Genomic DNA, 13,430 nt, shown 5'->3' with positions numbered 1-13,430 from the left:
TCGGGACTTGTCTGGAAAATAAGGTTTTCGAGGAGATTGGATCTCATGGACATGATCCCGGAAGCCTTCTCTCCGCCAGCCCCGACGCCGCGCACCGTCCCGCCGTCGCGTCTGACGATCATCCGCACCATCCTGCGCAATCCGCTGGAACTATGGGGCGAACCTTCCTATACACTGCCGTGGATCATGACGCGCTTCTTTCGCGAGCACACGCTGATCGTCAATGATCCCGGCCTGATCAAGCATGTGCTGGTCGACAATGCCTCCAATTACCGCATGTCGGAGATCCGCCAGCTCATTCTCCGCCCCATCCTGCGCGATGGCCTGCTGACCGCGGAAGGCCAGGTCTGGAAGCGCTCGCGCAAGGCAGTCGCCCCCGTCTTCACGCCGCGCCATGCCCAGGGCTTTGCCGGCCAGATGCTAAGCCAGAGCGAAGCCTATGTTCGCAAATACGAGGAGGCCGGCAGCGACGGCAAGGTCTTCGATATCGCCATCGATATGACCGAGCTTACCTTCGCCATCCTCGCCGATACCCTGTTTTCCGGTGAGATCGTCACCGAAAGCGGCCACTTCGCCGATGACGTCAATCAGCTTCTGCATCGCATGGGCCGCGTCGATCCGATGGACCTTCTGCGCGCGCCTTCCTGGGTGCCGCGCCTGACCCGCATCGGCGGCCAGAAGGTGCTCGACAAGTTTCGTGGCATCGTTCGCAAGACGATGGATCTTCGGCTCGACAAGATGCGCAGGGATCGCGCCAGCGCTCCCGACGATTTCCTGACGTTGCTGCTGGAAAAGGCTGGCCCCGACGGCCTGACCATGGAGGAGATCGAGGACAATATCCTCACCTTCATCGGCGCCGGTCATGAGACGACCGCGAGAGCGCTGGCCTGGACGATCTACTGCGTCGCCAACACGCCGCATATCCGCGAAGCCATGGAGGCGGAAATCGATCAGGTGCTCGCGACCGGCGCAGAGCCCGTCGCCTGGCTCGACCTGATGCCGAATGTCCGTGCCGCCTTCGAGGAGGCAATGCGCCTCTATCCGCCGGCGCCGTCCATCAATCGCGCTTCGATTGCCGATGACGAATGGACAAGCCCAAGCGGGGAGCGCGTCGAGATCCCGGCCGATATCACCGTGCTGATCATGCCGTGGACGCTGCATCGTCACGCGCTCTATTGGGACAAGCCGCGCGCCTTCATGCCCGAACGCTTCCTTCCGGAAAATCGCGGCAAGATCAACCGCTTCCAGTACCTGCCCTTCGGCGCCGGCCCGCGTGTCTGCATCGGAGCCACCTTCGCCCTGCAGGAAGCGGTCATCGCCCTTGCCGTCATGATGCACCGGTTCCGGTTTGATCTCACCGACGAGACCAATCCCTGGCCGGTGCAGAAGCTGACGACGCAGCCGCAGGGCGGGCTGCCGATGCGGGTAACAAGGCGGTAGGGGGAAGCCTATCTCGCCCCTGGCGGCGAGAAAGCAATTTCACTGGTTTAGGAATTGCGGCGGAGAACGTGCCACATATTCAAAAGCTCAGCGCAATTTCTAAGCCATTGAAATTGCAAGAGAGGGGGTCCGTTTCTTGTTCAGGCAAATTTCTAGATTCCGTGCGTCCCTACCTACCCCCGCTCTTGCAAAAACTAAGAATTAGACGGGGACAAGCCCCCGCCTAATCCTAAGTTTTTGCTTTCTCGCCCGCCAAGGGCGAGATAGGCTCCGCGCTTACGCCTCACTCATCTCCTCAAGGGTAAACTTATCCGTGATATCTCATTTCCTGCTCGGCATCGATACCGGTGGAACCTATACCGATGCCGTCCTCTTCCACGAAGCCGATGGCGTGATCGCCAAGGCGAAATCGCTGACCACGCGGCATGATTTGGCCGTCGGTATCGCTGGTGCTGTCGATGCGGTCATCGCCAAGGCTGCCATCCCGGTTTCCGCTATCGGCCTCGTATCGCTGTCGACGACGCTCGCCACCAATGCGCTGGTCGAAGGGCAGGGCGGCCGCGCCGGGCTGGTAATGATCGGTTTCGGTCCCGACGATCTGAAGCGTGACGGCTTGGCCGAGGCGCTGGGGTCCGATCCGGTGCTGTTCCTGCCCGGTGGGCACAACGTCCATGGCAATGAGAACCCGCTCGATCTGACCGCTTTGGAAGAAGCGCTGCCGGAGCTTTCGAAGAGTGTCTCGTCCTTCGCGATCGCCGGCTATTTCGCTGTGCGGAATCCGGCTCATGAAATCCGGGTGCGGGATTGCATCCGCGAGATTTCCCATCTGCCGGTGACCTGCAGCCATGAACTCTCCTCCAAGCTCGGGGGCCCGCGCCGGGCGCTGACGACGCTTCTGAATGCCCGGCTGGTGTCGATGATCGACCGCCTGGTCGGCGCCTGCGAGGGATTTCTCGCCAAGCGTGGCATCGAAGCACCGATGATGGTTGTGCGCGGCGATGGCGCGCTGATCTCGGCCGCAGAAGCCAAGCTCCGTCCGATCGAGACGATCCTCTCCGGACCGGCGGCGAGCCTTGTCGGCGCGCGCTATCTCACCGGTCTCGACGATGCCGTGGTCTCCGACATCGGCGGCACCACCACCGATGTTGCCGTCATGGAGGCCGGCCGGCCGCGGCTCGATGCCGACGGTGCCGTGGTCGGCGGCTATCGCACCATGGTCGAAGCGGTCGCCATGCGCACCTATGGTCTTGGTGGCGATTCCGAGGTGAAGATCAACGATCGCGGCCTCGTCGCCGCCTTCGAACTCGGGCCGCGCCGCTTGCTGCCGCTCAGCCTTGTTGCGCATGTGCATGGCCAAGCGGTCCTTGGCGTGCTGGAGCAGCAATTGCGCGCTCCGCATCTTGGCCGCCACGTCGGCCGTTTTGCCGTGCGCACCGGCGTACCGGATCATTTGGCGAGCGGCCTGCAGCCGTTGGAACAGGCGCTGTTCGATAAAATCGGCTCGGTTCCCCTAGCGCTCGATCAGCTCCTGACGTCGACATCGCTGAAAGCGACCCTGGACCGTCTGGTGGCCCGCGGCCTCGTGCATCTCAGTGGTCTCACGCCCTCAGACGCCATGCATGTGCTCGGCCGGCAAAACCAATGGAACGCGGAAGCGGCTCGGCTGGGTCTGGCGCTGGCAATGCGGATGAAGGACGGCTCCGGCCGTCCGCTTGCCGCATCGGCGGAGGAACTGGCGCAAAAGATCGTCGATCGCCTGACCCGGCAATCCGCCGATGTCATCCTTGCCGCATGCCTCGCCGAGGATGGCGTTACCCATCTCGATCCGGCTAAATCGATCTCGATCGACCGCGCTCTTCGCCGCGCAACGGGCATCGCCCGGTTTGCCGTTTCGCTCGATCGTCCCCTGGTCGGTCTCGGCGCTTCCGCTCCCGTCTATTACCCCGCCATCGCCGCAATGCTGGCAAGCGAGAGCGCCATTCCCGCTGATTCGGATGTGGCCAACGCAATCGGTGCCGTCGTCGGTCAGGTTCGCGCCACCGCCACGGTGTTCGTCACCATGCCCGAGGATGGCATCTATGTGCTGAACGGGGCGGGCGAGACAATGCGTTTCACCGACGAACAGAAGACCTTTTCTGTGGCACGGGAACGGGCAATCGAGGTGGCGATGGCGCAGGCGCGGCTGAATGGTGCCGCCGATCCCGTCATCGTCATGGACGAACAGATCGATGCGCCGGAAATCGAGGGCAGTCGCAAGCTGGTGGAGGCCCGCTTCATCGCCACCGCCAGCGGCCGTCCGCGCATCGCTGCGGATTGATTATTTCTAAAAGAGCACAAATCTTTCGAACTATTGCCAAATTGACGGAGAGCGTAACCGCCCGCAAACTGGCAGCATGTTAAAATTGAGCCGTAGGACGGCCTTAGGAGTGATGGTATGAGCCGCATTGACAAGAACGGGCTTCAGATCGAACCGGTGCTTTATGATTTCCTGGTCAAGGAGGCTCTGCCGGGCTCCGGCGTCGATCCGGACACCTTCTTTGCCGGCTTCTCGGCGATCGTGCACGACCTTGCTCCGAAGAACCGTGATCTGCTCGCCAAGCGCGACCGTATGCAGGCTGCCCTGGACGATTGGTACCGCAAGAACGGCGCGCCCGTGGACATGGCCGCCTACGAAGCCTTTCTGCGTGAGATCGGCTATATCATTCCGGAAGGCCCGGCCTTCTCGGTCTCGACCGCCAATGTCGACCCTGAAATCGCCTCCGTCGCCGGCCCGCAGCTCGTCGTTCCCGTCATGAACGCCCGTTATGCGCTGAACGCCGCCAATGCGCGCTGGGGCTCGCTCTATGATGCGCTCTATGGCACCGACGCGATCCCCGAGGCGGATGGTGCCGAGAAGGGCAGAGGCTATAATCCGAAGCGCGGCGAGAAGGTCATCGCCTGGGTGCGGGATTTTCTCGATACCGCCGCACCGCTTTCCAGTGCGAGCTGGAAGGATGTCATCGGTTTTGCCGTCAAGGGCGGTGCATTGGTTATCGAAACGAAGAAAGGTGCCGTCGCTCTTGCCGATGCTGGGCATTTCGCCGGTTATCTCGGCGATGTCGGCGCTCCCTCGCATATTCTGCTCAAGAATAACGGCATTCACATCGAGATCGTCATCGATGCCGGTACCGATATCGGCAAGGCCGATCCGGCTGCTATTTCCGACGTCCGGCTGGAATCGGCGATCACTGCGATCATGGACTGCGAAGATTCGATCGCTGCCGTCGATGCCGAGGACAAGGCCGAGGTCTATCGCAATTGGCTCGGCCTGATGAAGGGTGACCTGACGGAAGAAGTCTCCAAAGGCGGCAAGACCTTTACCCGCCATCTCAATCCGGATGTGACCTACACCGCGCCCGACGGCTCGAACTTCGAGCTGCATTGCCGCTCGCTGATGCTGGTGCGCAATGTCGGCCACCTGATGACCAATCCGGCGATCCTCGACCGGGACGGCCATGAAGTGCCCGAGGGTATCATGGATGCCATGATCACCGGCCTGATCGCCTTCTACGATATCGGTCCGAATGGCCGCCGCAAGAATTCCCGCGCCGGCTCCATGTATGTCGTCAAGCCGAAGATGCATGGGCCGGAGGAAGTGGCTTTTGCCGTCGAGATCTTCTCGCGCGTCGAGGATGTGCTCGGCATGCCGCGCAACATCATCAAGATGGGTATCATGGACGAGGAGCGCCGCACCACGGTCAACCTCAAGGAGGCGATCCGCGCCGCTAGCGAACGAGTCGTCTTCATCAACACCGGCTTCCTCGATCGCACCGGCGATGAAATCCATACCTCGATGGAAGCCGGCCCGATGATCCGCAAGGGCGACATGAAGCAGGCCGCCTGGATCGCGGCTTACGAAAACTGGAATGTCGATATCGGCCTGGAATGCGGCCTCTCCGGTCACGCGCAGATCGGCAAGGGCATGTGGGCCATGCCCGATCTGATGGCGGCGATGCTGGAGCAGAAGATCGCGCATCCGAAGGCCGGCGCCAATACCGCCTGGGTGCCGTCACCGACGGCCGCCACGCTGCATGCGACTCACTATCATCGTGTCAACGTCGCCGAGGTCCAGCAGGGCCTGAAGAGCCGCGCCCGCGCCAAGCTTTCCGATATTCTCTCCGTGCCGGTCGCGCCTCGCCCGAACTGGACGCCGGAAGAAATCCAGCGCGAGATCGACAATAATTGCCAGGGGATCCTCGGCTACGTCGTTCGCTGGGTCGATCAGGGCGTCGGCTGCTCCAAGGTGCCCGATATCAATAATATCGGTCTGATGGAGGATCGCGCCACGCTGCGCATCTCCGCGCAACACATGGCCAACTGGCTGCATCACAAGGTCATTACCGAAGCGCAGATCGTCGAGACCATGAAGCGCATGGCCGCCGTCGTTGACCAGCAGAACGCCGGCGATCCGCTCTACATGCCAATGGCCGGCAATTTCGATGGCTCGGTCGCCTTCCAGGCGGCACTTGATCTCGTCCTCAAAGGCCGTGAGCAGCCCAACGGCTACACCGAACCGGTCCTCCACCGCCGCCGTATCGAACTGAAGGCGAAGCAGGCGGGGTGACCCTTCTCTCGACCAGAGGCCGCCCCGATCCTCCGAGGCCTTGTCGCTTGCGCTGACGCTCCAGTGTCAAGCCGCCTCAGGACGAGGTGGAGAGAGTCTTGCGGCTGGGGAAAGAGATCAGTCCTCATGGCGCGGAGGCCTGCAGGGCCGTCTCGAACCACGAGGGTGGGCGGGGCGGTTAGCATCGACCCCAAACAAAAAGGCCGCCGGACAACGATCCAGCGGCCTTTTGAATTCTAAATAATACCAGCGATTACTGGATCACGACGACCTTGGTGCTGTGACCCGGCAGAACGCGGTTGTAAAGGTCGATGACGTCCTGGTTCATCAGGCGGATGCAGCCCGAGGAAGCGGCAGTGCCGATCGAAGCCCATTCCGGCGTGCCGTGCAGGCGGAACAGCGTATCCTGGCCCTTCTCGTTGTAGAGATACATGGCGCGGGCGCCGAGCGGATTTTCGAGGCCCGGGTTCATGCCGTCATCGACGTACTTGGCGATTTCCGGACGGCGGACCGCCATTTCCTTCGGCGGATGCCAGCTCGGCCATTCCTGCTTCCAGGCAACATATGCCGTGCCCGACCATGCAAAGCCCTGCTTGCCGACGCCGATGCCGTAGCGCATGGCTTCGTTGTTGCCCAGGATGTAATAGAGATGGCGCTCGCGGGTGTTGACGATGATCGTGCCCGCAGCTTCGTCAGACTTGAAAGAGACGATCTGGCGGCGGAACTGCGGCTTCACCTTCTGGATCGGGATCGCCGGCAGTTGGAAGCCGTTGTCGCTCGTGACGCCGTAATCATTGTCGAACGTCTTCACGGTGTCGGAGGCGGAGTTGGCGGTAGCGGTCGGCGTGGCTGCGGCAGTGGTGGCATAACCAGCCGTGGCAAGCGTTGCGACAAGGCCGAGTGCGGTCATAGCATTGCGGATGCGCATGGAAGTCTCTTGGTGAGTTGTGACAGGGAATGGGATGGTATCAACCATCTTTGACTACGGTTTATTTTCTATTAAATTTAGCTTTGCAAGCTGGTGTGGGGCGACAAAAATAGCTCCGCTGCGCAAATTAAAGGGACATGGTTTTTTTGCAACAACGCTTGTTCGGTCCCCGAGGCAATTCATGACGATTTTGAGCGTTTACAATAACAATCCGTTAATAGATGGCCGCCAGTCAGAACGGGCGATGCTTGTACGCAGGGGCGTGCAACTATTACTGCACGAGATGCGCCATGCCGTCTTGCCGGAACTGCCGCTCGCCAGCGGCCGTCGCGCCGACCTCATCACGCTGTCCGAAAAAGGCGAGATCTGGATCATCGAGATCAAATCCTCGATCGAGGATTTTCGCGTCGACCGCAAATGGCCGGATTACCGCCTGCACTGCGATCGCCTGTTCTTCGCGACGCATAAGGACGTGCCGCTCGATATCTTTCCGGAAGACTGCGGGCTTTTCCTGTCGGATGGCTACGGCGCGCACATGATCCGCGAAGCGCCGGAACATCGCCTGCCGCCGGCCACGCGCAAGTCGGTGACGCTGAACTTCTCCCGCGCCGCCGCCCAGCGGCTGATGCTGGCCGAATGGGCGACGGGCAAGTCTTTTTCGTCTGAATGAAGGTTATTTCGGCGCGCGCTTGGCGAGAATGCGTTGCAGTGTGCGGCGATGCATATTGAGGCGGCGGGCCGTTTCGGAGACATTGCGTTCGCACATTTCATAGACGCGCTGGATATGCTCCCAGCGAACCCGATCGGCCGACATCGGATTTTCCGGCACTTCGGCCTTTTCGCCTGGCCGCTGCGTCAGTGCCGCATAGACGTCGTCGGCATCCGCGGGCTTGGCCAGATAATCGAGCGCACCGAGCTTCACCGCGGTGACTGCCGTTGCGATATTGCCGTAGCCGGTCAGCACCACGATATGCGTGTCGTCGCGCCGTTGCCGGATTGCCTCGATAACGTCCAGGCCGGTACCATCCCCCAGACGGAGATCGACTACGGCGTATTTCGGCGGATTGGTCTTGGATTTGGCAACGCCTTCCGCCACTGATTCCGCCGTATCGACCGCAAAGCCGCGTGTCTCCATGGCGCGCGCCAGCCGGCGCAGAAAGGGTCCGTCGTCGTCGACGATCAGCAATGTCGCGTCGGGGCCGATATGGTCCGCGATGTCCTTGGCCCCCGCATGAGGGTCGGTCAGCTCTTTATCCGTCATCATGTTCAATCCCGGCGACAAACCGCCTGCATAGTCCTACTGACTTTAACGACCGGTGTTTTAAGCCGTGAAATTCATTTTGTCGAATTACTGTCGATTAACATGCGCGGCCATTCGATGCGGATGCGCGCACCCGGCGTTTCCGGATCTCGATTGCCGAAGATAAGCACTGCACCCGAACGCTCCAGCAGGGTTTTGGCGATGAATAGGCCTAGTCCGAGGCCGCCGGCCGTATCGTCGCGCTGCCGTGTCGTGACATAGGGCTCGCCGATCCGCGTCAAGATATCGGCAGAATAACCGTTGCCGTCGTCCTCGATGACGATCGCCAGCGTATTGGGATCGTATTCTACCGTGACGGTCACTTTCTTTCGGGCGTAGTCGACGGCGTTTTCGATGAGATTGCCAAGCCCGTACATGATGCCGGCATTGCGGTTCAGCACGGGTTCGCCGACCCGTGGGCTTTTTTCGATCAGCTCCAGCTTGATGCCGAATTCGCGGTGCGGCGCGATGATCTCCTCCATCATCGATGACAGCGTCAGCCGTCGCATATGCGCCTCGTCCTCGGAGGAGAGTGTCGTCAGCCGTCGCAGGATGTCGCGGCACCGCTCGCTCTGGCTCCGCAGCAGCGCCACATCCTCGCGGAAGCGGTCGTCCTCCCTGAGTTCGCGTTCCATCTCCTTGGCGACGACGCTGATGGTTGCCAACGGTGTGCCGAGTTCGTGCGCCGCCGCGGCTGCCAGTCCGTCGAGCTGTGACAGATGCTTTTCCCGCTGCAGCACCAGTTCCGTCGCCGACAGCGCATCGGCAAGCTGCGTCGCCTCCATGGAGACGCGGTAGGCGTAGAAGGCGGCAAAGGCCATGGTCGAGGCGATCGAACACCAGACGCCGAGCTGCATCACGCTGTGAACATTGATCTCGACGCCGTCATACCAGGGCAGCGGAAAAGGCGAGAAGGCAAGGCCGGTGATGCAGATCATCGCCAGCACGATCAGCGTCATGCTGTAGCGGATCGGCTGTGAGGCAAAGGAAATGATGACAGGGACGCAGACCAGCGCAGAAAAGGGGTTGGCAAGCCCGCCGGTGATCAAGAGCAACCCGCAAAGCTGCAGAAGATCGAGGCCGAGCAGCGCAAAGGCGGCCGGCGGCTCCAGGCGGTGCGTCGGCGGATAGCGCAGCGTCAGGAAGAAGTTGATCCAGGCAAGGCAGGCGATCAAGACGCAGCAGGCGAGCAGCGGCAGCGGAAATTTCAGCCAGAAGGCGACGATCATCACCGTCACCGTCTGGCCGCCGACCGCAAGCCAGCGCAGCCGCACCAGCGTCTGCAGCCTGAGCCGCCGGCTGGTGTGGTGATCGTCCTGCGGCTTGGCGTCCGCATCCGCCATCTTGTCCAATCCTCTGAAGAAACGGGCCATTCTCAGGTACCACGCGGCTTGGCTCTTGTCGTCGGCAAAGCATCTGCCGGATCCTCCGGCCAGGGGTGCCGGGGGTAGCGTCCGCGCATGTCGGCGCGCACGTCTTTCCATGACCCGGCCCAGAAGCCGGGCAGATCGCGCGTCGTCTGGATCGGCCGGTGCGCCGGCGACGTCAGTTCCAGCACCAGCGGCAGCCGCCCACCGCCGACGGCCGGATGCTGCTTCAACCCGAAAAGCTCTTGAACGCGGATCGTCAGCAGCGGTTCCTCGCCTTCATATTGGATCGGATGGCGTTGGCCGGTCGGGGCTTCGAAATGCGTCGGCGCCATCCGACCAAGGTCGCGCTGCAGCTCATGCGGCACCAATGACATCAGCCCATTGGAAAGCCCGCCAGCCGAGATGTCGGAAAGGCCGCGTGCCTCGGTCTGGAACGGCGTGAACCATTCGTCCAACTGCGAAAGCAGGGCTTCGTCGCTCATGTTTGGCCACGGCTCCCCGATCGTCCGGTGCAGGAAGCCGATCCGCTCGCGCAATTGCGTCGCCTCCTTCGAAAAGGGCAGGACGCCGAGCCCAAGCTCGCGAATGCCGTCGGCCAGCGCCTTTGCGGCCTGCTCGCCGGTCGGTCTCGGCAAAGGCGTTTCCTCGAAGATGATGGCGCCGAGCCGCGTGACGCGGCGGGCGCGCACCTGCCGGCTGGCCTTGTCGAAGACGCTCTGGTCTTCCGTGCGGATTTCGCCCGGCAAATGCTCCTCGACGTCAGCTCGCGCAATTTCCGCTGCCGCCAGGATACGAGCCTGCGCCGCCCGGCCGGTCAGATCGGCAATCACCAGCATCGGCGAACCGGCCAGGCGTTCCGTCTCCGGCAATTCGGCGCCGCGCCCGTTCGCCATGACAAAGCGCCCGCGTCCGCCACGCTGCAGGGCGATACGGTCTGGGAAGGCATGCAGCAGCAATGCGCCGGCCAATATAGGTACTCCCGTAGCCGCAGCCTTGCCTTCGCCGGCTGCTGCAGCCAACCGCCCGGCCAGCCGGCGCGATGCCTCGGCCCTCTCGCCCTTTTCCGTCTTGAACCGCCGCAGGCGCTCTTCCAGATCGATGCTCTGTCCGCCCAGCCCCTGTTCCGTCAGCAGTACGGCGAGCATCGCTGCCTCTCGCGCCTGGCCGAATTCCGCTGCCGAGATCACCATGGCCGAAAGCCGCGGCGGCAAGGCTAGATCGCGCATCAGCCGCCCGCGCGTGGTCAGTCCGTTTTCGGCGTCCAGAGCCCCCAATTGCCGCAACATCGCGCGTGCCTCGGCAAGGGTCGTCGCCGGTGGTTGATCGACAAAGGCAAGTGTTGAAGGGTCCTGTACGCCCCAATGAGCAAGATCGAGCGCCAGCCCGGAAAGATCGCTGGAGAGGATCTGCGGCGGCGTGAAGGCCGGCAGCGCCGCCGTCTGGCCGGGATGCCACAATCGGATCGCAATACCGGGCTCGGTTCGTCCCGCGCGGCCGGCACGCTGATCGGCGGAAGCCCGCGATACCCGCACCGTCTCCAGCCGGGTGATGCCAGTCGACGCTTCGAAGACGGGCAGCCGCTGCAGGCCGCTATCGATGATGATGCGCACGCCGTCGATGGTGATCGACGTCTCGGCGATCGACGTCGCCAGCACGATCTTGCGCGTGCCTTTGGGCGCCGGACGGATCGCCGCGTCCTGTTCCTTCTGTCCGAGATTGCCATAAAGCGGCGCGATCACGGTCTCCGGCGCTATCAGGCCTTCAAGCCTTTCCACCGTGCGGGTGATTTCCGCCTGTCCGGGCAGGAAGGCGAGGATCGACCCCTGTTCCGTTGCATGCGCGTCGAGAATCGCCCGTGTTACCGTGTCCTCGATCCGCTCGCCGGCCGGCCGGTCTTGATGGCGGATGTCGATCGGGAAGCTGCGGCCCATGCTTTCGATGACGGGCGGACGCCCGAGCAGGGCAGCGACGCGTTCGACATCGAGGGTTGCCGACATCACGAGGATACGCAGATCCTCGCGGAGCGCCGATTGTACGTCCAGCGCCAGTGCCAGGCCGAAATCCGCATCCAGCGAGCGTTCATGGAATTCGTCGAAGATGACCGTGGAGACGCCGGATAGTTCGGGATCGTCGAGGATCATCCGCGCGAACACGCCTTCCGTCACCACCTCGATGCGCGTCTTTGCCGAAACCCGGTTGTCGAGCCGCATGCGGTAGCCGACAGTATCACCCACCTGCTCGCTGAGCAGCGAGGCCATGCGCGCCGCCGCGGCCCTTGCCGCGAGCCGTCGCGGCTCCAACAGGATGATTCTTCCGTCGCCGCGCCAGCCCTGACCCAGCAGATAAAGCGGCACCAGCGTCGTCTTGCCGGCGCCGGGAGGCGCTGACAAAACCGCGCGCCGCTCGTCCGCGAGCGCTGCGCCGATATCGGCGAGCACGTGCGAGACCGGCAGCTCGGGCAGCGAAGGTGTCATGCGCGTCACGCCCTGTCGCCTCGCATATGTTCATAGGCGAGGATCGCACCGGCGAGATCTTCGAGCGCCGCACCCACAGATTTGAACAGGGTTATATCGTCGTCATTGGTACGCCCCGGCCGCGTCCCGCGTACGAGCTCGCTGAGCTCCGCGTGGATCGCATCTTCCGTCAGCACGCCGCTTTTCAGCGGCTGCACGATATCACCAGCTTCCTTCATTGCGCCGGCGCGCGTATCGACGAAGACCTGCGCTCGCCGGATCGACGTATCGTCCGTCTCGCGCATATCCGGCTTGAAGCCGCCGACAAGATCGAGGTGCGCTCCCGGCTTCAGCCATTCCCCGAGGACGACCGGCGTGCTCGACAGCGTGCCGCAGGAGATGATGTCGGCGCTGCCAGCAGCCGCTTCCAGATCGGTGATCACCTGCACGGTCAAACCAAAGGCACGCGCCTGATCCGCCACCTGTTGTGCCTTACTGCGATCGCGGCCCCATATGCCGATCCGCTTCAGCTCCCGTCCCTCGGCATGCGCCTGGATCAGGTTGAGCGATAGCCGCCCCGTACCGCAGATCAGCAGTTCTTCCGCATCCGCGCGTGCGAGATAGCGGGCCGCCAGTGCCGAGGTGGCCGCTGTTCGCCGTGCCGTGAGTTCGCCGCCGTCGATCGCCGCCAGCATCTCGCCCGTCCTGCCGGAGGAAAGCAAATAGGTTCCGAAGATTGCCGGCAGTGTGCGCCCGGCATTGCCCGGGAAAACCGAAACCATCTTCACGCCCATATATTGCCCCGGCAGCCAGGCCGGCATCAGCAACAGCGTCGCATTGCTTTCGCCGGGCACCTCCATATCGTGGTGATGCCGTACCGGCATGACGCAGCCGCCGGCAAACATCGTGGCGATCGCCTCGATCAGCGCTGGCAAGGCTAGCGCCGAACGCGTCTGCTCTTCGTCGAGAACCAACATTATCAGCTCCTTCATTGCTCAGCTCTCTATTAGGTCCTGGGCGATAAACTGGCAATTAGCGGCACAGGCACCGGCCCGAAGCCGGGCTTGAAAGCTGGCTTGGCGCTCCATTTCCTCCGTGAAGACGGGAATCTGCGAGAACCCGTAAAATGAATCCGGAAAATGGCCCTCAAGCGGGCGATTTTCCCGCCAAGTTTTATACATTGAAAAATCCCCCAACAAAATCAGTCACTTACAAAAATGTCAGAATTTTTACAGAGAGGGTGTTGACTATGTTCGGGTGGGGGGTCTATAAGCCCGATCACTGACGAGGGCGGCGGCGCTGCTGGCGACGAAGTCTCTCGCTCTAGAGTTTCCTG

The 13,430-nt window shown here is 62.3% G+C and carries 9 protein-coding genes; 4 read left to right on the top strand and 5 right to left on the bottom strand.

The genetic code is table 11. The features are described from left to right. The first annotated feature begins 45 nt into the window (after positions 1 to 45). The 3 genes from GGD50_RS26660 to GGD50_RS26650 all read left to right on the top strand — a co-directional run bounded on the left by GGD50_RS26660 (position 46) and on the right by GGD50_RS26650 (position 6,043). The gene (locus GGD50_RS26660; RefSeq protein ID WP_107106419.1) at positions 46 to 1,440 is read left to right on the top strand and encodes a cytochrome P450; all 1,395 of its coding nucleotides are present in this window, start codon (positions 46 to 48) and stop codon (positions 1,438 to 1,440) included. Positions 1,441 to 1,753: 313 nt separating this feature from the next. After that, a complete protein-coding gene (locus GGD50_RS26655) occupies positions 1,754 to 3,757 on the top strand; it encodes a hydantoinase/oxoprolinase N-terminal domain-containing protein (RefSeq protein WP_107106420.1) in 2,004 nt (667 codons plus the stop codon). A 117-nt stretch (positions 3,758 to 3,874) separates the two neighbouring features. Beyond that, positions 3,875 to 6,043, top strand: a complete 2,169-nt coding sequence (locus tag GGD50_RS26650) for a malate synthase G (RefSeq protein WP_107106421.1) — start codon at positions 3,875 to 3,877, stop codon at positions 6,041 to 6,043. A gap of 253 nt (positions 6,044 to 6,296) precedes the next feature. Here GGD50_RS26650 and GGD50_RS26645 read toward each other — a convergent pair whose 3' ends face one another. Continuing rightward, positions 6,297 to 6,971: a L,D-transpeptidase gene (locus tag GGD50_RS26645; protein ID WP_107106422.1), complete on the bottom strand. Its 675-nt coding sequence runs from the start codon at positions 6,969 to 6,971 to the stop codon at positions 6,297 to 6,299. Between the two features lie 181 nt (positions 6,972 to 7,152). Here GGD50_RS26645 and GGD50_RS26640 point away from each other — a divergent pair, with 181 nt between their 5' ends. Then, positions 7,153 to 7,641: an MmcB family DNA repair protein gene (locus GGD50_RS26640; RefSeq protein WP_107106423.1), complete on the top strand. Its 489-nt coding sequence runs from the start codon at positions 7,153 to 7,155 to the stop codon at positions 7,639 to 7,641. Between the two features lie 3 nt (positions 7,642 to 7,644). Here the strand turns inward: GGD50_RS26640 and GGD50_RS26635 are convergent, their stop codons facing one another. The 4 genes from GGD50_RS26635 to lhpI all read right to left on the bottom strand — a co-directional run bounded on the left by GGD50_RS26635 (position 7,645) and on the right by lhpI (position 13,071). Next, positions 7,645 to 8,232: an ActR/PrrA/RegA family redox response regulator transcription factor gene (locus GGD50_RS26635; protein WP_107106610.1), complete on the bottom strand. Its 588-nt coding sequence runs from the start codon at positions 8,230 to 8,232 to the stop codon at positions 7,645 to 7,647. Positions 8,233 to 8,306: 74 nt separating this feature from the next. After that, the gene (locus GGD50_RS26630; protein WP_107106424.1) at positions 8,307 to 9,644 is read right to left on the bottom strand and encodes an ActS/PrrB/RegB family redox-sensitive histidine kinase; all 1,338 of its coding nucleotides are present in this window, start codon (positions 9,642 to 9,644) and stop codon (positions 8,307 to 8,309) included. Positions 9,645 to 9,646: 2 nt separating this feature from the next. Next, entirely contained in the window at positions 9,647 to 12,115 is a 2,469-nt protein-coding gene (hrpB, locus tag GGD50_RS26625; RefSeq protein WP_107106611.1) for an ATP-dependent helicase HrpB, read from the bottom strand. Positions 12,116 to 12,120: 5 nt separating this feature from the next. Further along, positions 12,121 to 13,071, bottom strand: coding sequence for a bifunctional Delta(1)-pyrroline-2-carboxylate/Delta(1)-piperideine-2-carboxylate reductase (gene lhpI, locus GGD50_RS26620; protein ID WP_107106425.1), 951 nt, complete (start codon positions 13,069 to 13,071; stop codon positions 12,121 to 12,123). Positions 13,072 to 13,430 lie beyond the last annotated feature (359 nt).

The sequence above is a fragment of the Martinezella paranaensis genome (genome assembly GCF_014200235.1).
Taxonomy (GTDB): Bacteria; Pseudomonadota; Alphaproteobacteria; order Rhizobiales; family Rhizobiaceae; genus Rhizobium; species Rhizobium paranaense.
This window is presented reverse-complemented; position numbering and strand designations above follow the sequence as displayed.